Here is a 22739-nt window from a genome sequence, read left to right as displayed (position 1 = left end):
ATGGAAGGATTGTAGAGATGCGCTTCAGGTTTCTAAACGTGACGGTTTGTGTCTTTTGCTTTACTCTTTTCACATCATCGGTAGCTGATTCAGCATATAAGCGAAGATTGCTTCCACGCCCAAGCAGGAGGCCATAGGGGGAGATGTGAGATATTGCTGGCGACTCATGGTCCTGGGGCTGACACTGGCATCGCCCCTGTCGATGGCGCTCGAACCGCCCTCGGGCACGCCTTTGTTGAAGGTGTCCGGTGACATCGGGGTCACCAATGTCGGTGATCAGGCATGGTTCGACCGCGACATGCTCGAGGCGCTACCCCAGGGCACGATCACGACCCATCTCCCCTGGTTTGACGGTGCCTCTGTCTATCGGGGGCCTCTGCTCGAGGGGCTGCTCGATGCGGTCCAGGCGCGCGGTACCGAGCTGCGTGTTTCCGCATTGAACGATTTCGTGGCGTCGGTTCCGGTGCAGGATGCCTCGACCTTCAACCTTGTGCTGGCGATGTGGCGCGATGGCGAGCGCCTGGAAGTGCGCAATCAAGGGCCCCTGTTTGTGATTTATCCCTTTGATCAGCATCCTGAAATTTACAACGCTGTCTACCTGACGCGGTCCGTCTGGCAGGTGGAGTCCATCGATGTCCACTGAGCCGCCGGTGGCCGAGGTCAGATTATGCTGAAACTGCCGTATCGCTCGAGGGTGGCGGCCACCGCAACGGTGCTGTTTTTTGTCGCGGCACTGGTGGCGGGAGGCCTGACCTTCGATCGGCAGCAGGAATTGCAGCATCGCATCCTCGATACCGTCACCTGGAACCTCTACCAGTTCGATCGCATGGTGCGCGAAATGCGCATTCAGGCCGCCGAGGTCAGCGCGGATGATATCGATAGCCTGGTCCTCGACTACGAGATTCTGCACGGACGAAGCGACTTGTTGCGTCAGGGGCAGACTCGGGACTTTCTGCGTCAGACCAGTGCCTCCCAGGAACTGTATCGGCGCGCGGAGCAATTGATCGACGATCTGGGGGGGCGAGTCGAGCCTCTGGAGCAGGGGGGACGCCTGCTCGACGACGACAGGGATGCACTCAAGCAGACCCTGGGGCAGTTGCAGAACGTCAGTCGCGATATGCTGTTGCAACACAAGGCCAGTGTGGCCGAGTTGCGCACCCGAGATACCCAGTCGATGCTGCGTCTGTATGGTGTCGTACTGGCCTGCATCGTGCTTATCATGGTGACCGGTACCGTGCTGGTGCTGGCGCTGATGCGTGAGGGGCGTGCCCACACCCTCAAGGCGGAGTTGCTGCAGGCCCAGTCGCGAGCACTGAAGGAAGCGGTGGAGCGTGCCGAGAACGCCAGTCGCGCCAAGTCCGATTTCATGGCGATCATGAGTCACGAGATGCGCACTCCGCTCAGTGGCGTCATGGGCATGACCGATCTGCTGCGCGACGAATCCCTGAGCGATCAGGGCAAGCGTCATATCGAAGGCCTGGAGGCCAGCGCGACGGGACTGCGCTCGGTGATCAACGATGTGCTCGACTATACGCGGCTGGAGACCGGCCGGATCGAGGTCGAGCGCGAACTGTTTGCGCTGCGCCATATGCTCGACCAGACCACCCTGGGCTATCGTTCGCAACGCCTGGGCGATGTGCAGTTTCTGATGCGCCTGGCCCCGGACCTGCCCGCTTGCGTGGAAGGAGATCAGCATCGGCTGCGCCAGGTACTGCAGAACCTGTTGAACAACGCCTTCAAGTTCACCCGCCAGGGGTTCGTGATGTTGAGGGTTTCCTGTGCCCAGGATCAGCGCATTGCCTTCGTCGTCTACGACACCGGGTGCGGGATATCTCAGCTGGATGTCGAGCGCATCTTTGAGCCCTTCGAACAATCCGATCCGGTGATGGCCAGGCGTCATGACGGTGCCGGTCTTGGCCTGCCCATCGCACGTAGCCTGGTGCGCGCCATGGGGGGCGACCTCAAGGTGGACAGCCAGCTGGGCAGCGGTTCCAGATTCTGGTTCGAACTTCCCTTGCCGGCCAGCGATCAGAAAGAGGAGAAGGTCGAGGTGGCGTCTGCCCCGGCGCCGCTGGCGCCGCACCATGTGTTGGTGGTGGACGACAACCTTCTCAACAGGGAGCTGGTGGCCAGTATGCTGGCCCGCCTGGGCCAGTCCTGCGAAGTCGTGTCCAACGGCGAGCAAGCGCTGCAGGCGCTGTCACAGCGTGACTTCGATCTGGTGCTGATGGATCTGCAGATGCCGGTCATGGATGGTCTGGAGACGACCCGGCGCTGGCGCGAGCGGGAAGCGGCGATCCACCGTGGTGATGGCGACGACGACGCTCGGCTGCCGATCATCGCGGTGACGGCCAACGTTCTGCCGGAACATCGCCGGGCCAGCCGCGAGGCGGGGATGGATGACCTGATTGGCAAGCCTTTCACGCGTCAGGATCTAGGCCAGGTGCTTGGTCGCTTTCCCTCTCGGGTCTATCCCTCCCTCGACCCCGACGAAAACTTCTGGACGCCGCCGAGTACATCCGCCCACGAAGGGGCCTCCGCGCCCACCCAGACGGCGACGGAAGAAAGAGTCGCCAGTGCCGACCTGCTGTCGCGAACGACGCTTCAAGAGCTGCGCTCGATGGTCTCGGCGGATGCTCTGGAGCGCATGGTACGCGGCTACCTGGCCCGCTTTCCTGCTCGCATCGCGAGGCTCTACACGGCCCATGAAGAAAGGGACTTCGACATGCTGGTCGGTGAGGCCAGGGAGCTTCATCATGCGTCAACCACCCTGGGGTGCACGGCAGTGGTCGCGGTGGTGGAGGCGATCATCGAGCATGGTGAGATGGGCCGTCACGAGCCGCTGGTGCCTCTGATCAAGGAACTGGAGGACATCGGCACTCGCACCGGTCTTGCCTGGCGAACCACCGGAGTGCTCGACAGCTTTCGCTGAATCCTGAGCGTGAATGCCTTCCCTGGCCGTTGAACTGGCAGTAGCATGTCGCTGGTACGGCAAAAATTCGTCGAGAATGCCGATTTTCAATGGGAGAGGCGTCATGGGATGGCGAACCATCGCGTTGGTGATGCTATGGGGAATGGTCGGACAGGCTCTTGCGCTGGACGCCCCCGGTGGCAGGGTGATCCTCGAGGTGGGTGGGCGCATCGCCGTGACCAATGTGAGTGATGAAGCCCACTTCGACCGCGCCATGCTCGAGGCGCTGCCCCAGCATGTCGTGGTGACCGGCAATCCCTGGATCGATGGTCAGTCTCGCTTTGAGGGGCCGCTGCTCAGCGATGTACTGGCTGCGGTGGAGGCCGAGGGCGACGAACTCAGGGTGGCCGCCATCAAGGACTACGAGACGCTGATGCCGGTGAGCGACGCCCACGAACATGGCGTGATCCTCGCCATGCGCCGCGATGGAGAGCGCATGAGAATCCGCGACAAGGGCCCCTTGTTCGTGGTCTATCCTTTCGACGACCAGCCGGAACTCAAGACCAATATCTACTTCAGTCGATCTGTCTGGCAGGTCGCCCGCATCGACGTCAACTGAGTTCTCATGGCCCATCGTCTGCGCATCAGGATTCCTGCGATCGCTGCCGTCGTCTTCATTGTCGCCGTGATGGTGACAGGAGGGCTGATCTATGACCGCAACAAGGCGATCTACCACCGAGACGTCGACACCGTCACCTGGACCCTGTATCAGTACGATCGCTCGCTGCGCGATCTGCGGCTGGCCATCTGGGAGCGCGGCGATAGCCGGCTGGACGAGACCCTTTTGGATTTCGAACTGCTGTACGGGCGCTTCATGGTGCTGCTGGAGGGCCAGACGAGCAACTTCCTGGATCGCTACGCGACCGGTCGTGAGCTGATCGACGAGCTGGATCGTGGCATGCAACGGCTGGATCGACGCTTCATTGCGGTGGCCGATGGAGACGTTGCCTATGACGCTGCACTGCGACGCGAACTGATAGAGCGTCTCGGCGAAGCGCAGGAACTGAGTCGGCAATTGATGCTGCATCATGGTCGAATCGCCGCGGAAGAGCGCAGCGCGGACATGGGCGTGCTTGGGCGATTGTACATCGCGGTGCTGATCTCGATCCTGCTGTCGCTGATCGCCGGTGGCGTGCTGATTCGTGCGCTGGTGAAGGAGGCGCGTCAGCATCGCCACAAGACCCATTTGCTCGAATCCCAGTCCGAAACCCTGCGCGAGGCCTATCAGCGCATGGAAGTGGCGAATCGCGCGAAGTCCGACTTCATGGCCATCATGAGCCATGAAATCCGCACGCCACTCAACGGCGTGCTGGGCATGGCCGAGCTGCTGCACGACGAACCCTTGAGTGATCAGGGACGCCGCCAGATAGAAGGGCTGCGTGACAGCGCCGCTGGGCTGCGTTCGGTGATCAATGACGTGCTCGACTACACCCGTATCGAGGCAGGGCACCTGGCGGTCGAACGTCAACCCTTCCACCTGTCGAGAATGCTGGAGCAACTCGCGACCGGCTATCAGACCCAGAGCCGCAGCGGGGTGCAGTTCCTGATGCGTGCCGCTCCCGCCTTGCCCACCTGGGTCGATGGCGACGTGCATCGGCTGCGCCAGGTGCTGATGAATCTGCTCAACAACGCCTTCAAGTTCACCGAAAGTGGCTTTGTGATGCTCAGGGTCTCCGACAATGGGGACGGCCGGCTGACCTTCATGGTCTACGATACCGGCTGCGGTATCGCCCAGCAGGACCAGCAGCGCATCTTCGAGCCCTTTGCCCAGACCGATACCGCCCTGTCACGCCGCCATGAAGGTGCCGGCCTGGGGTTGGCGATCTGCTCGCAGCTGGTCGCGGCCATGGGCGGAGAGCTCAAGGTGGAAAGCCAGCCGGAGTCCGGCAGCCGATTCTGGTTCGATCTTCCCTTGCCGGTGGTGGCGGGGGTGGAAGAGGGTGCTGCCAGCACCGGGCAGCAGGAGCCGCTGGAAAGCCAGCACGTGCTGGTGGTCGAGGACAATGCCCTCAATCGTGAGCTGGTGGCCGCCATGCTGACCAGACTGGGACAGACCTGCGAACTGGTGGGCAATGGCGAGCAGGCGCTGGAGGCCCTGGGCCAACGACGTTTTGATCTGGTCTTGATGGACATGCAGATGCCGGTAATGGACGGGCTGGAGACCACGCGTCGCTGGCGCCAGCACGAAGAGGCTCTACGCGAACAGGGCCAGCGGGTCCAGCGTTTGCCGGTCATCGCGGTGACCGCCAACGTCATGCCCGAGCATCATCGCGCCTGTCTCGATGCGGGAATGGACGACGTCATCGGCAAGCCGTTCTCGCGCAAGGAGCTGTCTGCTGCGCTGCGCCGTTACAGCCGGGTGCACGCGGCACCGAGCTCCGCTGACGCGAGTCCATCAGGTGGCGACAATGCCGGCAGGGGGGGCGATGGCAGGGGTTGCGATGTCAGGGCGAGCGATCCGGATCGCGACCTGGATAGCGAGACCTTCGGCGATACTGTCGAAGCGGCACCCGCCGTCGTTGCCCCGATGCTCGAGGATCGGCCCCGGATCGACGAGACGCTGCTCGCCGGAGACACGGTAGAGGAGCTGCGTCAGGTGATGTCGCCCCAGGGCCTGAGTCGCATGGTGGCCAACTATCTGCAGCGTTTCCCGGAGCGGCTCGAGCAGATGCGAGAGGCGCTGTCGGTCGGCGACCACCAGGCACTCGGTCAGATTGCTCATGACGTCAAGGGCGTCTCTGCTTCGCTGGGCTGCCAGGCCCTGGAGGCGCAGGCCGCCCGAGTGGAGCGCATGGCAAACGAAGGCCAGCAGGCGGAACTCGAGACTCAGCTCGAGATACTCGCCCGGCTGGGCCCGGCGACCGGCCAGGCTCTGCGATCGGCGGGGCTGTTGCAGACCTGAAAGCGGCCCTGGGCGGGACCCTTCGATGAGGTGACGTCCCGCCGCTGGCGGGGCCTAGACGTCGCCGGGAGCCACGCCGCTGGCCCAACGTTCGTCCGGATGCACCTCATTGGCCGGCATCACCGGATCGTAGCCCTCGTGGCGCAGGGCCTCGATGACCTCTCGGGTATGTTCGCTGCCCAGCGTCTCCAGGGTGGCTTCGACCTCGGTGGCGCGCAGCGACAGGTCGGTGAAGGTACGCTGGTGGGTGATGCTGATGACGTTGGCGCGCTGCTCGGCGAGCAGTTGGGTCAACTCCGACAGCGAGCCGGGTACGTCGGAGATGCCCACGCGAACCCGCACGATGCGACCAGAGCGCACCAGGCCGCGCTGGATCACCGACGACAGCGCCTGCATGTCGATATTGCCGCCGCACAGGACCAGCCCCACCTTGCGACCGCGGAAGCGCTCCGGCTGGCTCAATACGGCAGCGAGTCCCGCCGCACCGGCGCCTTCCGCGACCGTCTTCTCGATCTCCAGGAACATCAGGATCGCCCGCTCGATGGTGGCCTCGTCGACCAGCAGGATGTCACTGACGTGCTCGCGCACCAGTTCTCGCGTGATCTTGCCGGGCTGCTTGACCGCGATCCCCTCGGCAATGGTAGCGAGGCTGCAGTGGATCTTTTCACCCGCCAGCGCCTGCTGCATGGCGGGAAAGCGGGCGGTCTGCACCCCGATGATCTCGATGTCGGGATTGAGTCCCTTGGCGGCCACGGCGTTGCCGCCGATCAGGCCGCCGCCGCCGATGGGGATGACCAGCGCATCCAGATCCGCCACGTCTTCGAGCATCTCCAGCGCGATGGTGCCCTGGCCGGCAATCACGCGCTCGTCGTCGTAGGGGTGGACGAACACATAGCCGTGCTCCTCGGCCAGGCGAGCCGCGTAGTCTCCGGCCTCGTCCACCCCCTCACCGACCAGGTGCACTTCGGCGCCAAGGGCCCGGGTATTGCTGACCTTGAGATTGGGAGTGTGGCGCGGCATCACGATGACCGCCCGGATGCCGAGCCTTGAGGCGTGGTAGGCCACCGCCTGAGCGTGGTTGCCGGCCGACATGGCGATGACCCCCCGCTGGCGCTCGTCTTCGGACAGGGACAGCAGGTGGTTGAGGGCGCCGCGTTCCTTGAAGGCGGCGGTGAACTGGTGGTTCTCGAACTTGATGTACAACTCGCAGCCGGCCAGCCGCGACAGCGTGGCGGAATGCAGAAAGGGAGTACGGGCGATATGGCCGACGGTCGCATCGGCGGCACGTCGAATGTCTTCAAGGGTCACACTCATCCGGGATCTCCAGCGGGTAACAGACAGATGGCCGGAGGTCGTCCGGCACAAGGTGTCGCCGGCGGGGTCGCCGGCTCGATCCGAGAGCCAGGCGTGGCCGGCATTGCCGAGGGGAAGGGCGGCGCTCAGTCGGTGGTAGCCGGGTGAGTCGCCGCCTGGCGCATTCGACGGCGCAGGGCGGCCGCCAGGCCGAAGACGTGGTCGTCTTCGCCACCCATGGCGTGCAGGGCGTCTGCCAGGTGCAGCAGGTAGTCTCTGTTGGGGCCGCTGGGGCCATGGGCGTGGGCGATCTGCTCGGCGATGCTGTCATCGGAGGCGTCACCGAGATAGGCCGGGTTGGCATCACCGGCGATGTAGACCAGCCCCTCGGCGGTCCTGGCGGTGGTCAGGCCGTCATCGTCGAGCGGGTCATCGACATCAGGCTGATCATTGTCGGCGAGATCGTTGTCCAGAAAATGCAGCGTGACACGCTCACGCAGATAGCCGTTCTTTTCACGCAGGTCCAGGGGGGCCAACACCTCCGGCCCGATCAGGTAGGCCATGCCCAAACACCGCGAGCCCGGCTGGTGGATCAGCGTCGCGACGCGACCAGGAGCCTCAGGAGTGCCGCGATGATCGTGGGAGCCCTGCCAGAACCGGCGGGCGTAGCCTTCGATCAGCGCTGGACGACGTGCGCGATAGGCGAAGTCCGCCTTCCAGATCAGCGAGCCGTAGCCGAACAGCCAGATCGCCTCGCGAGAGCCGAAATGGTCCTGGCGTCGATTGGCTTCCCGGGTGTCCGCGCTGACAGGCGTTGGCCGGTTGGAAGGGGAGTCCTGCGGGTGCATCGAAGATCCTTGTCGAATGAAGTCAGACGGACTGGTGGCGCTCGAGTCGATACCGCCACGCCGACACTGCGCCGGGCAACCGGTTTGTCAGTACAGGAGGCGCGGGTATGATGGTGAGCGCCACGCAAGAAGCCACGAGGGCCAGGTGCCTTGGACCGCCCATAGGCAAATTATCAGCTCCGAAGGCCAGGATGAAGTCCGAATGTCCTGGTCCCTCTTTCGGGTGACGGCCGGTGGCGGCGTCCTGGCACTCCGACAATGATTCATGCAAGACCGAGAAAAAGGAAATGAGGCCATGAGTTTTACCGTCTATCTGTCCGGTGAGATCCACACCGACTGGCGTGAAGAGATCAAGCAGGGAGCCAGAGACGCCGGGCTCGACGTGGTGTTCACCCAGGCGGTGACCGACCATGATGCCAGCGACGCCGCCGGAGACATGCTGGGCGTGCCGGAAAGTGGCTTCTGGCGGGATCACCAGTCTTCCAGGGTCAACGCCATCCGGACCCGGACCCTGATCGAGCAGAGCGATCTTGTGGTGGTGCGCTTCGGTGACAAGTACAAGCAGTGGAACGCGGCCTTCGACGCCGGCTACTGCTCGGCTCTCGGCAAGCCCTATGTGACGCTGCACGGCGAGGACATCGTGCATCCGCTCAAGGAGGTCGATGCCGACGCCCAGGCCTGGGCCACGACCACCGACCAGGTGGTAGAGATCCTGCGCTACGTGCTGCGGGACTGATGTCGGCGCTGCCTCGAGCCTCGCACGATGGCATCCACTGGCGAGGGCGGGCACTGCCATTGCCCAAGGCCGTGGCTTCAGCGATAACGCTCGGGGCAATAACGACATGGCCCGGGAACCTGAAGGAGGATCCCGGGCCATGTTTCAGGGGCCTTGGCCCCTGGCTGGACGTCCCGTCTGGTGACGGCAGCGGTCGACAGCGCTGTATCAGGCGTTCTGGTCGATGAACTGGGTCAGCTGGGACTTCGACTGGGCACCTACCAGGGATGCCACCTTGGCACCTGACTTGAACAGCATCACGGTGGGGACGCCACGTACGCCCTGCTCGGCGGCGATTTCCGGGGCATCATCGACGTTGATGCTGACGACCTTGAGGGCGCCGTCACGCTCCTCGGCGACTTCATCGACCACCGGTGCCATGACCTTGCAGGGGCCACACCAGGGAGCCCAGAACTTCAGCAACACCGGGGAGTCGGCCTGCAGAACTTCCTGCTCGAAGTTGGCATTGGTGACATCGACATTGTTAGCCATGTGTTTCTCCATCTACGTTGCGCTTCATCGAGCGGAATGTGGGACATGTCTGCCATGTCCGGTGGGACGATGGTAGCGGTCGGCCCATACGCTGGCAAATATTGGGTCGATAGTTTCTTAGTCAGCTTACGAATCGCTGCATCTCATCTCATTATGCTATAAAGTAATCACAAAGGTGGTTTTTTATGGCGCTTTGGCATGTTGTCATGCCCGAGGTCCAGTGCTTGAACCCGGGCAAGGACGCTGTCACGCCGCCAACGCGATGGCTCCAGTCTAGTCCGCTTCCGCGACCACCGTGCCAATCCGTCGACTTCGGACGAGGTAAGCCCCGGCCATGAAATTACAGCAGCTGCGCTATATCTGGGAGGTTTCCCGCCACAACCTGAATGTGTCGGCTACCGCTCAGAGTCTTTTTACCTCTCAGCCAGGCATATCCAAGCAGATTCGTCTGCTGGAAGACGAGCTTGGCGTGGAGATCTTCGCGCGCAGCGGCAAGCACCTGACTCGCGTGACACCCGCAGGGGAGGCGATCATCGAGCTGGCAGGCCAGGTGCTCAGGCTGACTGCCAACATCAAGGATGTGGCCCAGGAACACAGCGACGAGCGGCGGGGCAGCCTGTCCATCGCCACCACCCATACCCAGGCGCGCTACTGCCTGCCGCCGGTGATCCAGAACTTTACCCAGCGCTACCCGGATGTCGCTCTGCATATGCAGCAGGGGACGCCCAAGCAGATCGCTCAGATGGTCAGCGAGGGACAGGCCGACTTCGCCATCGCCACCGAGTCGCTGGAACTGTTCAACGACCTGGTGTTGCTGCCGTGTTATCGCTGGAACCGCTGCATCCTGGTGCCGCGGGATCACCCCCTGGCCGAGGTCGAGCGTCTGGGACTCGACGAACTGGCCAAGCACCCGCTGGTGACCTACGTGTTCGGTTTCACCGGACGCTCGCAGCTCGACGACGCCTTCCGTGCCCGTGGACTCTCTCCCAATGTGGTGTTGACCGCCGCCGACGCCGATGTGATCAAGACCTACGTGCGTCTGGGGCTGGGGGTCGGCATCGTGGCGCACATGGCGGTGGACGAAGTGCTCGATGAGGATCTGGTAGCGCTGGACGCCAGCCATCTGTTCGAGAGCTCCACGACCAAGATCGGTATCCGCCGCGGCACCTTCATGCGCGGCTACATGTATGACTTCCTGCAGCAGTTTGCCGACCATCTGGACCGTGATCTGGTCGACGCTGCCCTGGCAGCGGGACCGCGCCATGAACACGCGCTGTTCGAGAAGATCAGCCTGCCGGTGCGCTGACCGCGGCGAGGTGGCGCCAGGCGAGCTTCACTGACGTCGTCATGAACCGAAAGGCCCCGGACTCAAGCGAGTCCGGGGCCTTTGCGATCTTGTGAGGCTGTGCAGCCAGGTACCTCAGAACGTCAGCTGGTGGCCGCCTGGGGCAGGTTGAGGGCATGTAGCCCGCATTCCTTGCCACCCTGGTCTTCCCACCACCAGCGACCCTCGCGCTCGTGCTGGCCAGGCAGAATGGGCCGGGTGCAGGGCGCGCAGCCGATACTGACGTAGCCCTTTTCGTGCAGGGCGTTGTAGGGCACATCGAAGGAGCGAATGTAGTTCCACACGTCCTCGCTGGTCCAGTGGGTCAGCGGGTTGATCTTGTAGAGCGGTTGATCGTCACTGCCGAAGGCGGTGTCGCGCTCGGCGATCTGCAGCTTCGAACGGGTGCCCGGGCTCTGGTCCCGACGCTGGCCGGTGACCCACACCGGCAGGCCTGCCAGGCGCTGGCGCAGCGGCGCTACCTTGCGAATGCCGCAGCACTCGTGGTGACCATCCTGATAGAAGCTGAACAATCCCTTCTCGCTGGTCAGCGCCTGCACTGCCTGCTGATCGGGGAAGCGAATATCGAGCTCGATATCATAGTGATTGCGGACTCGTTCGAAGAACTCGTAGGTCTCGGCGTGCAGACGCCCGGTGTCCAGGCTGAACACCTTGACCTTGTCCTTGGGCGCGACCTTGAGCGCCAGGTCGACGAGCACCACGTCCTCGGCGCCGGAGAATGACACGGTCAGTTCGCCGAAGGCCTCGTAGGCGGCTTTCAGGATATTCTTGGGTGTCGCCTGGTCATTGGCCAGGACGAACGCATTGGGGTCAAAGGACGTCACGGCGACCTCCACTGGGGGTTTTGCCGATACCCTACCAAAACCCGCCGCCATCGCCCCAATATCGATTGGTTCGGTTCTTATATAGCGTTTATCGATTAGCGGTAAGGTTTCTTATTACTATTTGGCAGGTGTGCCCAGGGCGGCCATCAGATGGCGAATCTTGTCCTGGGTTTCTTTATGGTAGGTCGGCCTGTTCCTGTCTAGCGCGAGTCAGTCGCAGTGCCCAGGGCGGCCATCAGATGGCGAATCTTGTCCTGGGTCTCTTTATGGTAGGTCGGCCTGTTCCTGTCTAGCGCGAGTCAGTCGCAGTGCCCAGGGCGGCCATCAGATGGCGAATCTTGTCCTGGGTCTCTTTATGGTAGGTCCGCCTGTTCCTGTTTAGCGCGAGTCAGTCGCAGTGCCCAGGGCGGCCATTAGATGGCGAATCTTGTCCTGGGTCTCTTTATGGTAGGTCGGCCTGTTCCTGTCTAGCGCGAGTCAGTCGCAGTGCCCAGGGCAGCCATCAGATGGCGAATCTTGTCCTGGGTTTCTGTGTACTCGGCCTGTTCCCGAGAATCCGCCACCAGGCCACCACCGCCCCAGATGTGCAGTCGGCCGGCATCGGCGACCAGGGTACGGATGGCGATGGACGTATCCATATGGCCACGCACATCGACGTAGCCGAGGCTACCGCAGTAGGCGCTGCGTCGATCCGGCTCCAGTTCGTCGATGATCTGCATGGCGCGAATCTTGGGGGCGCCGGTGATCGAGCCACCGGGGAAGGCCGCTTCCAGCAGCTTGAGCGGTGGCGTCTCGTCGGGTAGGCGTCCCTTCACCACGCTCACCAGATGGTGAACATTGGCGTAGCTTTCCAGTCCGCACAGTTGGGGGACCTTCACCGTGCCGGGCTGACACACGCGACCCAGATCATTGCGCAGAAGGTCCACGATCATCACGTTCTCGGCGCGATCCTTGATGCTTGAGGACAGCTCCTGTGCCAGGGCTGCATCCTCCTGCTCATTGGCTCCCCGTGGCCGTGTTCCCTTGATCGGACGCGTCTCCACCTCGCCCTGGCGGCTTTCGACGAAGCGTTCGGGCGACAGCGACAGCAGCGCCTGTTCGCGCCCTGCGCACTGCCAGGCCATGAAGCCGGCGAAGGGGGTCGGCGTCGCGTCACGCAGGCGGAGATAGGCCTGCCACAGGTCTCCTCGGTAATCCGCCGAATACCGTTGAGCCAGATTGATCTGGTAGCAGTCTCCGGCACGGATATAGTCCTGCACCCTGGCAAAGCGATCGCGGTAGCCCGCTTCGCTCAGGTTGGAGGTGAAGGCGGAGTTCAGCGAAAAGTCGCCGGCAGGTGTCGCTGTCGCCAGCCAGGTCTGTACCTGCTGGCGCCGTTCGGGGGAGGCGACGAGAAGGCAGCGGCGCTCCTGGTGGTCCTGGATCAGCGCCCAGTCATACAGGCCAAGCCGGGCCTGAGGCAGTGCGGTGGCGGTCTGTGAAGGCCCTTCGATTCCCGCCAGTTGCCGGCCCAGGTCGTAGCTCCAGTAGCCGATCAGCCCGCCGACGAAGGGAAGATCAAGCTCCTGGCGTGGACGGGGCAGGCGTTCGAGCAGGCGCTGCTGGGCGTCGAAGGCGGAACCCTCGAGGGCCCTGCCGCTCGAGTCTCTGGGCAGACCATGCTGATCGACTTCCAGCCATTCGATGGGGTCGCTCGAGAGGATATCGAATCGTCCGCCGGGGGCCTGGGGCCGGCCGCTGTCCAACAGCACCGCCCCGGGCCTCGAGCGCAGAGCCTCGAAATAGCGCAGGGGGGTCGCGTGGTAGGGCAGGGAGGTGGTCTGGAGCTCGGCGTTCATTCGGGGCCTCGGGCGTTGCAGGCGGCATATTCTACGGGCAACGACAGGGCTTGTCGTTGTGGAAGGATGGCGCGAGTCAACGCTGCATTGTCGACAGGACAAGGAAGATGGATGGCATTGTCTACAACCAATGGTTAAGGTTATGAGCCTGATCAGGCCATTGACCCGCGCCTTGGCGTATCTTACATTTCCGTTATCCCAACATTGTCGACAATGATCCCATGACCAGCGCCGAATACGAGACCCCCGCCACCCCCGAAGTCAGAACCCTCGCCGAGCGGGTCTTTCATCAATTGCAGGACGCCATCGTCCGGGGAGAACTGGCGCCGGGCAGCAAGATCACCGAGCCGGGACTGTCCAAGGCCTACGGTATTTCTCGTGGGCCGCTGCGCGAGGCCATGCGACGACTCGAGGCTCACCGGCTGATCGAACGGGTACCTCATGTGGGTGCCAGGGTGGTCAAGCTGTCGATGAAGGAGCTGATGGAGCTGTTCGACGTGCGCGAGGCGCTGGAAAGCATGGCCGCCAGGATCGCCGCCGAGCATATGACCGCCAGCGAGATCGCCGGCCTCCGAGAAGTGCTGGCAGTGCACGAGAAGCAGGCTGATCTGGCCAGCGGTGAGGCCTACTATCAGCGCGAGGGCGATCTGGACTTCCACTATCGTATCGTGGTGGGCAGCCACAATCGCATGCTGATGGCCCTCTTGTGCGACGACCTCTATTACCTGGTCCGGATGTACCGCACCCAGTTCAGCGCCAGCGGTGCACGTCCGCAGAAGGCCTTCGTCGAGCACCACCGTATCGTCGACGCCATCGAGGCGGGTGACGCCGAGCTGGCGGAGCTGCTGATGCGTCGCCACGTCAGCGCTTCCCGCGAGAACGTGATGGCGCGCTACGCCGCCTCGCTGGAGGGGCGCGACGAACCCCAGGTGGTCGCCGGCAACGGCCTGGTGACCTGATCTTACTTTCCCCTGACTGGAGCCCCCCATGACATCCTCGTCCACTTCGACCCCTGGTGCCCGCTTTCGTGCGGCGCTCAACGCCAATAGCCCGCTGCCCATCGTCGGCACCATCAACGCCTACACCGCGATGCTGGCCGAGCGGGTCGGGCATCAGGCGATCTATCTGTCCGGCGGTGGCGTTGCCAATGCTTCCTTCGGGTTGCCGGACCTGGGCATGACCACCATGAACGATGTGGTGGAAGACGCCCATCGCATCTGCGGGGCCAGTGACCTTCCGCTGTTGGTGGACATCGATACCGGCTGGGGGGGCGCCTTCAATATCGGGCGTACGGTCAAGGAGATGCAGCGGGCCGGGGTCGCTGCCGTGCACCTGGAAGACCAGGTGGCGCAGAAGCGCTGTGGCCATCGCCCGAACAAGGCCATCGTGTCCCAGCAGGAGATGGTGGATCGGGTCAAGGCGGCTGCCGACGCGCGCATCGATCCGGAGTTCTACCTGATCGCCCGTACCGATGCCTTCCAGAAGGAAGGACTCGACGCGGCCATCGACCGTGCCAACGCCTGCATCGAGGCCGGTGCCGATGCGATCTTCGCCGAGGCGGTGCACACCCTCGACGACTATCGCGCCTTCTGCGAGCGGGTGGATGCCCCGATTCTGGCCAACATCACCGAATTCGGCGCCACCCCGCTGTTCAGTCAGCAGGAACTGGCCGAGGTGGGGTGCAGCATGGTGCTCTACCCGCTGTCGGCGTTCCGCGCCATGAACGCTGCCGCGCTCAAGGTCTACCAGAGCATTCACGACAACGGACACCAGCGCGACGTGGTCGACACCATGCAGACCCGCGACGAACTCTACGACGTGCTGGGCTACCACGACTTCGAGCGCAAGCTCGACGCGCTGTTCGACGAGGGCAAGGACTGAGAGACCCTCGGGCGTCCAGCACGCCTTTCATGCCTTTTTTATAACAACGACCAATGACGAAAATGGAGATACGCCATGGCTGATAAACCGATTGGAGGAGCCGGTCTGCGGGGACAGAGCGCCGGTGCGACCGCACTGTGCACCGTGGGCCAGAGTGGCTCGGGCCTGACCTATCGCGGCTACGACATCAAGGAACTGGCGGACAAGGCCCGCTTCGAGGAGGTGGCCTACCTGCTGCTCAAGGGCAAGTTGCCCAACCAGAGCGAGCTGGATGCCTACATCACCAAGTTGAAGGGCCTGCGCGGTCTGCCCGAGGCGCTCAAGACGGTACTCGAGCAGATCCCGGCGGACGCCCACCCGATGGACGTGATGCGTACCGGTGCTTCGATGCTCGGCAACCTGGAAACCGAGGCCGACTTCAGCCAGCAGCAGGACGTCTCCGATCGCCTGTTGGCGGCGCTGCCCTCGATCATCTGCTACTGGTACCGCTTCAGCCATGATGGCGTGCGCATCGACACCGAGACCGACGACGAGTCGGTGGGCGGGCACTTCCTGCACCTGCTGCGTGACGAGCCGGCCTCCGAGCTGCATGCCAGGGTGATGAACGTCTCGCTGATCCTCTACGCCGAGCACGAGTTCAACGCCTCGACCTTTACCGCTCGTGTCTGTGCATCGACCCTGTCCGACATGCATTCCTGCGTCACCGGGGCCATCGGTTCCCTGCGTGGCCCGCTGCATGGCGGCGCCAACGAGGCGGCGATGGCGATGATCGAGAACTGGCAGAGCGCCGAAGAAGCCGAGCGCGAAATCCTCGGCAAGCTCGAGCGCAAGGAAAAGATCATGGGCTTCGGACACGCCATCTATCGCGAGTCCGACCCGCGCAACGCCATCATCAAGCACTGGTCGAAGAAGCTCGCCGACGACGTGGGCGACACCCGCCTGTACCCGGTGTCCGAGCGGGTCGAAGCGGTGATGTGGCGCGAGAAGAAGCTGTTCTGCAACGCCGACTTCTTCCACGCCAGCGCCTATCACTTCATGGATATCCCGACCAAGCTGTTCACCCCGATCTTCGTGTGTTCTCGGGTGACTGGCTGGTGCGCCCACGTGTTCGAGCAGCGCGAGAACAACCGCATCATCCGCCCCAGCGCCGACTACACCGGCCCGGCCCACAGCGAATGGGTACCCATCGAAGAGCGTGACTGAGTCCGGGGCTCTCCTGAACGTATCTTGAAGATATCCCGAGGCTCGAGCGGCGGGGCGCGCGCATGGTCATGGTCATGCGCAGGCACAAGTGGCTCCGCCGCCTTCCTACCATATTCGCGCCGCGAGGGCCGTGCCCTCGGGCGCCCGAGACCGTGACGCCCATGAACACCGACTATCGCAAGCCCCTGCCGGGGACCGACCTTGACTACTTCGATACCCGGGAGGCGGTGGACGCCATCTCTCCCGGCGCCTACGACCGACTGCCCTACACCTCCCGGGTGCTGGCCGAGAACCTGGTGCGCCGCTGTCCGCCGGAGGATCTCACGGCGGCGCTGTCCCAGATCATCGAGCGCAAGCGCGAACTCGACTTTCCCTGGTTCCCTGCGCGGGTGGTGTGCCACGACATCCTCGGGCAGACGGCGCTGGTCGACCTGGCCGGCCTGCGTGACGCCATCGCCGAGAAGGGGGGGGATCCGGCCAAGGTCAATCCGGTGGTGCCGACCCAGCTGATTGTCGACCATTCGCTGGCGGTGGAGCACCCGGGATTCGAGGAGGGCGCCTTTGACAAGAACCGCGCCATCGAGGATCGGCGCAACGAGGACCGCTTCCACTTCATCAACTGGACCCGCGAAGCCTTCGAGAACGTCGACGTGATCCCCCCCGGCAACGGCATCATGCACCAGATCAACCTGGAGAAGATGTCGCCGGTGATCCAGGCCCGTGACGGCGTGGCCTTCCCCGACACCCTGGTGGGCACCGACAGCCACACGCCCCACGTGGACGCCCTCGGCGTGATCGCCGTCGGGGTGGGCGGGCTCGAGGCCGAAAGCGTGATGCTGGGGCGTGCCTCCTACATGCGACTGCCTGACATCGTCGGGGTGGAGCTCAGCGGCAAGCCCCAGCCTGGCATCACCGCCACCGATATCGTGCTGGCGCTGACCGAATACCTGCGCAGCGAACGGGTGGTGTCGAGCTATCTCGAGTTCTTCGGTGAAGGCGCGGGGCACCTGACACTGGGTGATCGTGCCACCATCTCCAACATGACGCCGGAGTATGGCGCCACCGCCGCGATGTTCTACATCGACGATCAGACCCTCGACTACCTCAAGCTGACCGGGCGCGAGCCGGAGCAGATCGAACTGGTGGAGACCTACGCCAAGGCCGCCGGCCTGTGGGCCGACAGCCTCGTCAACGCCGACTACGAAAGGGTGTTGCACTTCGACCTGTCCAAGGTGGAGCGCACCCTGGCGGGGCCTTCGAGTCCGCACAACCGGGTCTCTACGCGGGAGCTTGCCAGTCGCGGTATCGCCGCTCCTTACGAGCAGAAGGACGGCGAGATGCCCGATGGCGCGGTGATCATCGCCGCCATCACCAGCTGTACCAATACCTCCAATCCGCGCAACGTCATCGCCGCGGGGCTTCTGGCCAAGCGCGCCAACGAGCTGGGCCTGACCCGCAAGCCCTGGGTCAAGACCTCGCTGGCGCCGGGGTCCAAGGCGGTGCAGCTGTATCTGGAGGAGTCGAACCTGCTCGGTGAGCTCGAGCAGCTAGGCTTCGGCATTGTTGGCTTTGCCTGCACCACCTGCAACGGCATGAGTGGTGCGCTCGATCCGGTGATCCAGAAGGAGGTGGTCGAGCGTGATCTCTACGCCACCGCCGTGCTGTCGGGTAACCGCAACTTCGATGGGCGTATCCACCCCTACGCCAAGCAGGCGTTTCTGGCCTCTCCGCCGCTGGTGGTGGCCTACGCCATCGCCGGCAGCGTGCGCTTCGATATCGAGAAGGACGCCCTGGGCGAAGACGCCGAGGGCAACCCGATCACCCTGAAGGATCTGTGGCCGGCGGATGACGAGATCGATGCGATCATCGCCGAGAGCGTCAAGCCGGAGCACTTCCGCGACGTCTACATCCCGATGTTCGACACCACCTTCGACAGGTCGAAGGACATCAGCCCGCTGTACGACTGGCGCGAGATGAGCACCTATATCCGGCGTCCGCCGTACTGGGAGGGTGCGCTGGCCGCCGAGCGCTCGCTGACCGGGCTGCGCGCCCTGGCGGTGCTGGGGGACAACATCACCACCGACCACCTGTCGCCGTCCAATGCCATCCTGCCGACCAGCGCGGCGGGGGAGTACCTGGCCAAGATGGGCCTGCCGGAGGAGGACTTCAATTCCTACGCCACCCATCGAGGTGATCACCTGACCGCCCAGCGGGCGACCTTCGCCAACCCCAAGCTGATCAACGAAATGGCGGTGGTCGACGGTGAGGTCAAGCAGGGCTCACTGGCTCGCCTCGAGCCCGAGGGCGAGGTCATGCGCATGTGGGAGGCCATCGAGACCTACATGGCGCGCAAGCAGCCGCTGATCGTGATCGCCGGGGCCGACTATGGTCAGGGTTCCTCCCGTGACTGGGCCGCCAAGGGGGTGCGTCTGGCCGGTGTCGAGGTCATCGTGGCCGAGGGCTTCGAGCGCATCCACCGCACCAACCTGATCGGCATGGGGGTACTGCCGCTGCAGTTCGAGGAGGGGACCACACGCAAGACCCTCGGCATCGACGGCAGCGAGACCTTCGATGTCCGCGGCGACATCCAGCCGGGGGCCAGCCTGACCCTGGTGATCAAGCGGCGTGACGGAGAAAGCGTCGAGGTGCCGGTGACCTGTCGTCTCGACACCTTCGAGGAGCTGTCGATCTACGAAGCCGGTGGCGTGCTGCAGCGTTTCGCCCAGGACTTCCTCGAATCGGAGGTGGCGTGATGGCCGCTTTTGCTCCGCAGCTCCGCATTCCCGCCATCTACATGCGTGGCGGCACCAGCAAGGGCACCTTCCTGCGCAAGGACGACCTGCCCGAGGCCGCGCGTGAGCCCGGCCCCGTGCGCGACGCCCTGCTGATGCGTCTGGTCGGTAGCCCCGATCCCTACGCCAAGCACACCGACGGCATGGGTGGCGCCACCTCCAGCACCAGTAAGGTGGTCATCGTCAGCGCCAGCGAGTCGCCGGATCACGATGTCGACTATCTGTTCGGCCAGGTGGCCATCGACAAGGCCTTTGTCGACTGGAGCGGTAACTGCGGCAACCTGTCCTCGGCGGTCGGTCCCTTCGCCATCGAGAGCGGACTGATCCCGCCTGAGCGAATTCCTGCCGACGGCGAGGTGGAGGTACGCATCTGGCAGGCCAACATTGAAAAGACCATCGTCGCCCGAGTGCCGATACAGGACGGTCAGGTGCAGGAAAGCGGTGACTTCGAGCTCGACGGCGTGGCCTTCCCCGCCGCCGAGATCGGCCTGGCCTTCAAGGATCCCGCCGACGGCGAAGGGCGGATGTTCCCGACAGGCCAGGTGGTGGACGAACTCGAGGTTCCCGAGGAGGTGGTGGCCGGAGGTCGCATCCAGGCAACCCTGATCAATGCCGGTATTCCGACCATCTTCGTCAGCGCGGCCGACCTTGGCTATGACGGCACCGAGCTTCAGGACGATATCAATTCAGACCCCGCCACCCTCGATCGGCTCGAGACGTTAAGGGCCCACGGCGCGCTGAAGATGGGCCTGATCTCGAGACTCGAGGAGGCCGCGAACCGTCAGCACACGCCTAAGCTGGCCTTCGTCGCCTCGCCTCGTGGCTACCGGGCCTCCAGCGGCAAGCAGATCGACGAAGGCGATATCGATCTGCTGGTGCGGGCCATGTCCATGGGCAAGCTGCATCACGCCATGATGGGCACCGCGGCCGTGGCCATCGGAGTGGCTGCCGCGGTGCCGGGGACCCTGGTCAGCCAGGCCGCCGGCGGCGACGAGGGGCGCAGTTCGGTGGTCTTCGGTCATCCCTCCGGTACCCTGCGGGTCGGGGCGCGAGCTGAACAGCTGGACGGGGAATGGACCGCCACGGAGGCGACCATGAGCCGCAGTGCCCGCATTCTGATGGAGGGCAAGATCAGGGTGCCGGCGGACGTCCTCGATTCATAATGCTCTCGACCGATGAAGCCCGCCTGTGTCGATACTGGCGCCAGTGGCGCACCACGACGATACTGACAACGGACCTTTTGCATTAGCGCCGCCGCCAGGCGGCGCTGTCGTTCTCCCCCCATTCTCGAACCTCTCGCCATCCGCCCACGCTGGTCCTCGGACTCCCGGCCCCTGTCCCTGCCCTGATACAGGCTCAGGCTCAGGCCCTGGCTCAGGTTCAGGCACGCCGGCAGCGGGCGATAGCGCTCACTGGAAGGAGGCAGACATGAGCACCGTCGAATCCAATGTTCGTCCCGACTACGACGACGAACTCAAGGCCATCGCCGACTATGCGCTGGACGCCGTCATCGATAGTGACGAGGCCTTCGATACCGCACGCCACTGCCTGATGGATACCTTGGGCTGTGGCCTGCTGGCATTGCGCTTCCCAGAATGCACCAAGCATCTGGGGCCGCTGGTGGAAGGCACCCAGGTGCCATGTGGCTCGCGGGTGCCTGGCACGTCCTATCGACTGGACCCGATCAAGGCGGCCTTCGATATCGGAGCCATGGTGCGCTGGCTGGACTACAACGATACCTGGCTCGCGGCGGAGTGGGGGCACCCGTCGGACAATCTGGGCGGTATCCTGGCGGTGGCCGACCATCTCTCACAGTGCCGCGTGGCCAGAGGCGAAGCCCCGTTGGTCATGCACGAGGTGCTCGATGCGATGATACGGGCACACGAGATACAGGGCGTGCTGGCACTGGAGAACTCGTTCAATCGTGTCGGACTGGACCACGTGTTACTGGTCAAGGTGGCGTCCACTGCCGCTATCGCCAGGCTGCGCGGCGCCAGTCGTGAGCAGACGCTGTCGGCGCTATCCCATGCCTTCGTCGACGGTCAGAGCCTGCGCACCTACCGCCATGCTCCCAATGCCGGTTCGCGCAAGAGCTGGGCCGCCGGTGACGCCACCTCGCGGGCGGCGCGTCTGGTGGACATCGCGATGCGCGGGGAAATGGGCATACCCGGCGTCCTGAGCGCTCCCCAGTGGGGCTTCTGTGATGTCTCCTTCAGTCACTCCAATCGTGATCTCTCGCTGAAGCCCGAGGACACCCGGCGTCTACGTCTGCCTCAGTCGTTTGGCAGCTACGTGATGGAGAACATCCTGTTCAAGCTTTCCTTCCCCGCAGAGTTTCATGCCCAGACGGCCTGCGAGGCGGCGGTCACCCTGCACCCCGAGGTCAAGGGGCGGCTGGATGAGATCGAGCGCATCGAGCTGACTACCCATGAGTCGGCAATACGCATCATCTCCAAGGAAGGGGCGCTGGCCAACCCGGCAGATCGAGACCACTGCCTGCAGTACATGGTGGCGGTACCGCTGATGCTGGGTGAGCTTCAGGCCGAGCACTACGAGGATGACTTTCATCAGGCTCATCCGGAGATTGATGAGCTGCGGGAAAGGATGGTGGTCGTCGAGGACGAGGGCTATACACGGGACTATCTGGACCCGGACAAGCGATCGATCGCCAACGCGGTCAGGGTGGTGTTCACCGATGGTAGTGCGACCGACAAGGTGGAGGTGGCCTATCCCATTGGTCATCGCCGTCGTCGCGAAGAGGGCATGGCGGTGCTCGAGGCCAAGTGTCGACGCCACCTGGCCACCCGATTCGCCCCCGGACGTTGCGACGAGATCATGGCGCTGTATCAGGACGCCGAGCGCCTGGCGGCGACGCCGGTCCATCGCTTTGTCGATCTGCTGGTGCTGTAGAGACCAACGAGGGGAGGGCGGCTTGGGCAGCGCTGTCCCCGGGCGTACCCATGGGCCTGCAAAATCCGTCGCCGGGCAGGCTTAGCCTTTGGTCGAAATTTTTTTACACGAAGTGCTTGCCAAGGCCGGCCCCGATCCGTAAAGTACGCATCCGCTGCCGGCGACGAGCAAACGTCACAGGCGGTGAAGGGTGGTAAAAGTGATTGTTTTGAAAAGGCTTTTTCAAGTCTTCGAGAAATTCTCCACTTGACGGGCAGCGAGAAATCGGTAGAATGTTCGCCACTCGATCGGAGTCGCCGGGACGGCATCGCAGGATGTGCGTCAGGCTCGCTTCGCTTTCTCTTGGGTCCTGCAGGCATCGCTTGCACGGCGAAAAAAGAAAGCCTTGACGAAACGCTTCGATTCTGTAGAATACGCCTTCCTCGCAGGGCGCTGTGACAAGCGCTCGGGTTAAAGATTCGGGCTGCGGCGCAGCAAAGCGAGACGCTCTTCCGGCCAGGTGTCGCAAGAGCAGCTCTTTAAGCTCTCTATAGAGCCCAGAGCACGCTCTTTAATAATTTGATCAGGTAATTCATGTGGGCGCTTGCCGATGAGTCAGTGACACTGTCACTGAAATATCAAGGCAAGCGACTCGTCAAACGAGACGTTTGAACCTTGAGCCAAGT

17 protein-coding genes are annotated in these 22739 nt (G+C 63.6%); 12 read left to right on the top strand and 5 right to left on the bottom strand.

Annotated features, from left to right (window positions below; translation table 11 throughout):
- The first annotated feature begins 166 nt into the window (after nucleotides 1–166).
- From C9F12_RS20490 to C9F12_RS20475, 4 genes are all read left to right on the top strand, one after another.
- Nucleotides 167–643: an oxidoreductase gene (locus C9F12_RS20490; RefSeq protein ID WP_045993782.1), complete on the top strand. Its 477-nt coding sequence runs from the start codon at nucleotides 167–169 to the stop codon at nucleotides 641–643.
- Nucleotides 644–667: 24 nt separating this feature from the next.
- A complete protein-coding gene (locus tag C9F12_RS20485; RefSeq protein ID WP_045993781.1) occupies nucleotides 668–2932 on the top strand; it encodes an ATP-binding protein in 2265 nt (754 codons plus the stop codon).
- A 103-nt stretch (nucleotides 2933–3035) separates the two neighbouring features.
- Entirely contained in the window at nucleotides 3036–3530 is a 495-nt protein-coding gene (locus tag C9F12_RS20480) for a molybdopterin-dependent oxidoreductase (RefSeq protein WP_045993780.1), read from the top strand.
- A gap of 6 nt (nucleotides 3531–3536) precedes the next feature.
- The gene (locus C9F12_RS20475) at nucleotides 3537–5873 is read left to right on the top strand and encodes an ATP-binding protein (protein ID WP_052704432.1); all 2337 of its coding nucleotides are present in this window, start codon (nucleotides 3537–3539) and stop codon (nucleotides 5871–5873) included.
- Nucleotides 5874–5927: 54 nt separating this feature from the next.
- Here C9F12_RS20475 and C9F12_RS20470 read toward each other — a convergent pair whose 3' ends face one another.
- A complete protein-coding gene (locus tag C9F12_RS20470; protein WP_045993779.1) occupies nucleotides 5928–7187 on the bottom strand; it encodes a threonine ammonia-lyase in 1260 nt (419 codons plus the stop codon).
- A gap of 125 nt (nucleotides 7188–7312) precedes the next feature.
- Nucleotides 7313–8014, bottom strand: a complete 702-nt coding sequence (locus C9F12_RS20465) for a gamma-glutamylcyclotransferase (RefSeq protein WP_045993778.1) — start codon at nucleotides 8012–8014, stop codon at nucleotides 7313–7315.
- A gap of 295 nt (nucleotides 8015–8309) precedes the next feature.
- Between C9F12_RS20465 and C9F12_RS20460 the strand changes: the two genes are divergently transcribed.
- Complete coding sequence (locus tag C9F12_RS20460; RefSeq protein WP_045993777.1) at nucleotides 8310–8750, top strand: YtoQ family protein; 441 nt, start codon at nucleotides 8310–8312, stop codon at nucleotides 8748–8750.
- Nucleotides 8751–8957: 207 nt separating this feature from the next.
- Here C9F12_RS20460 and trxA read toward each other — a convergent pair whose 3' ends face one another.
- A complete protein-coding gene (gene trxA / locus C9F12_RS20455) occupies nucleotides 8958–9281 on the bottom strand; it encodes a thioredoxin (protein ID WP_045993776.1) in 324 nt (107 codons plus the stop codon).
- A gap of 334 nt (nucleotides 9282–9615) precedes the next feature.
- Here trxA and cysB point away from each other — a divergent pair, with 334 nt between their 5' ends.
- Entirely contained in the window at nucleotides 9616–10587 is a 972-nt protein-coding gene (gene cysB, locus C9F12_RS20450; protein ID WP_045993775.1) for an HTH-type transcriptional regulator CysB, read from the top strand.
- A 122-nt stretch (nucleotides 10588–10709) separates the two neighbouring features.
- On the opposite strand, the gene C9F12_RS20445 is transcribed toward cysB, so the two are convergent.
- Both C9F12_RS20445 and pabB read right to left on the bottom strand, forming a co-directional pair.
- On the bottom strand, nucleotides 10710–11450 hold the full coding sequence (locus C9F12_RS20445) for a phosphoadenylyl-sulfate reductase (protein WP_231498732.1): 741 nt from the start codon (nucleotides 11448–11450) through the stop codon (nucleotides 10710–10712).
- Between the two features lie 467 nt (nucleotides 11451–11917).
- The gene (gene pabB, locus C9F12_RS20440; protein ID WP_108450041.1) at nucleotides 11918–13288 is read right to left on the bottom strand and encodes an aminodeoxychorismate synthase component I; all 1371 of its coding nucleotides are present in this window, start codon (nucleotides 13286–13288) and stop codon (nucleotides 11918–11920) included.
- Nucleotides 13289–13509: 221 nt separating this feature from the next.
- Here pabB and C9F12_RS20435 point away from each other — a divergent pair, with 221 nt between their 5' ends.
- The 6 genes from C9F12_RS20435 to C9F12_RS20410 all read left to right on the top strand — a co-directional run bounded on the left by C9F12_RS20435 (nucleotide 13510) and on the right by C9F12_RS20410 (nucleotide 22074).
- Complete coding sequence (locus C9F12_RS20435; protein WP_045993772.1) at nucleotides 13510–14247, top strand: GntR family transcriptional regulator; 738 nt, start codon at nucleotides 13510–13512, stop codon at nucleotides 14245–14247.
- Nucleotides 14248–14275: 28 nt separating this feature from the next.
- A complete protein-coding gene (gene prpB / locus C9F12_RS20430) occupies nucleotides 14276–15169 on the top strand; it encodes a methylisocitrate lyase (RefSeq protein WP_045993771.1) in 894 nt (297 codons plus the stop codon).
- A 75-nt stretch (nucleotides 15170–15244) separates the two neighbouring features.
- On the top strand, nucleotides 15245–16372 hold the full coding sequence (gene prpC, locus C9F12_RS20425) for a 2-methylcitrate synthase (RefSeq protein ID WP_108450040.1): 1128 nt from the start codon (nucleotides 15245–15247) through the stop codon (nucleotides 16370–16372).
- A gap of 161 nt (nucleotides 16373–16533) precedes the next feature.
- On the top strand, nucleotides 16534–19125 hold the full coding sequence (gene acnD / locus C9F12_RS20420) for a Fe/S-dependent 2-methylisocitrate dehydratase AcnD (protein ID WP_045993769.1): 2592 nt from the start codon (nucleotides 16534–16536) through the stop codon (nucleotides 19123–19125).
- Complete coding sequence (gene prpF, locus C9F12_RS20415) at nucleotides 19125–20327, top strand: 2-methylaconitate cis-trans isomerase PrpF (protein ID WP_108450039.1); 1203 nt, start codon at nucleotides 19125–19127, stop codon at nucleotides 20325–20327. The genes acnD and prpF overlap by 1 nt, the downstream gene beginning before the upstream one ends.
- 265 nt (nucleotides 20328–20592) lie before the next feature.
- Nucleotides 20593–22074: a bifunctional 2-methylcitrate dehydratase/aconitate hydratase gene (locus C9F12_RS20410; protein ID WP_108450038.1), complete on the top strand. Its 1482-nt coding sequence runs from the start codon at nucleotides 20593–20595 to the stop codon at nucleotides 22072–22074.
- The last annotated feature ends 665 nt before the right edge of the window (nucleotides 22075–22739 follow it).

This window comes from Halomonas sp. BN3-1 (genome assembly GCF_003056325.1).
GTDB lineage: Bacteria > Pseudomonadota > Gammaproteobacteria > Pseudomonadales > Halomonadaceae > Halomonas > Halomonas litopenaei.
Note: the sequence above shows the minus strand (reverse complement) of the source record. Positions and strands in the feature narration are given on the sequence as shown.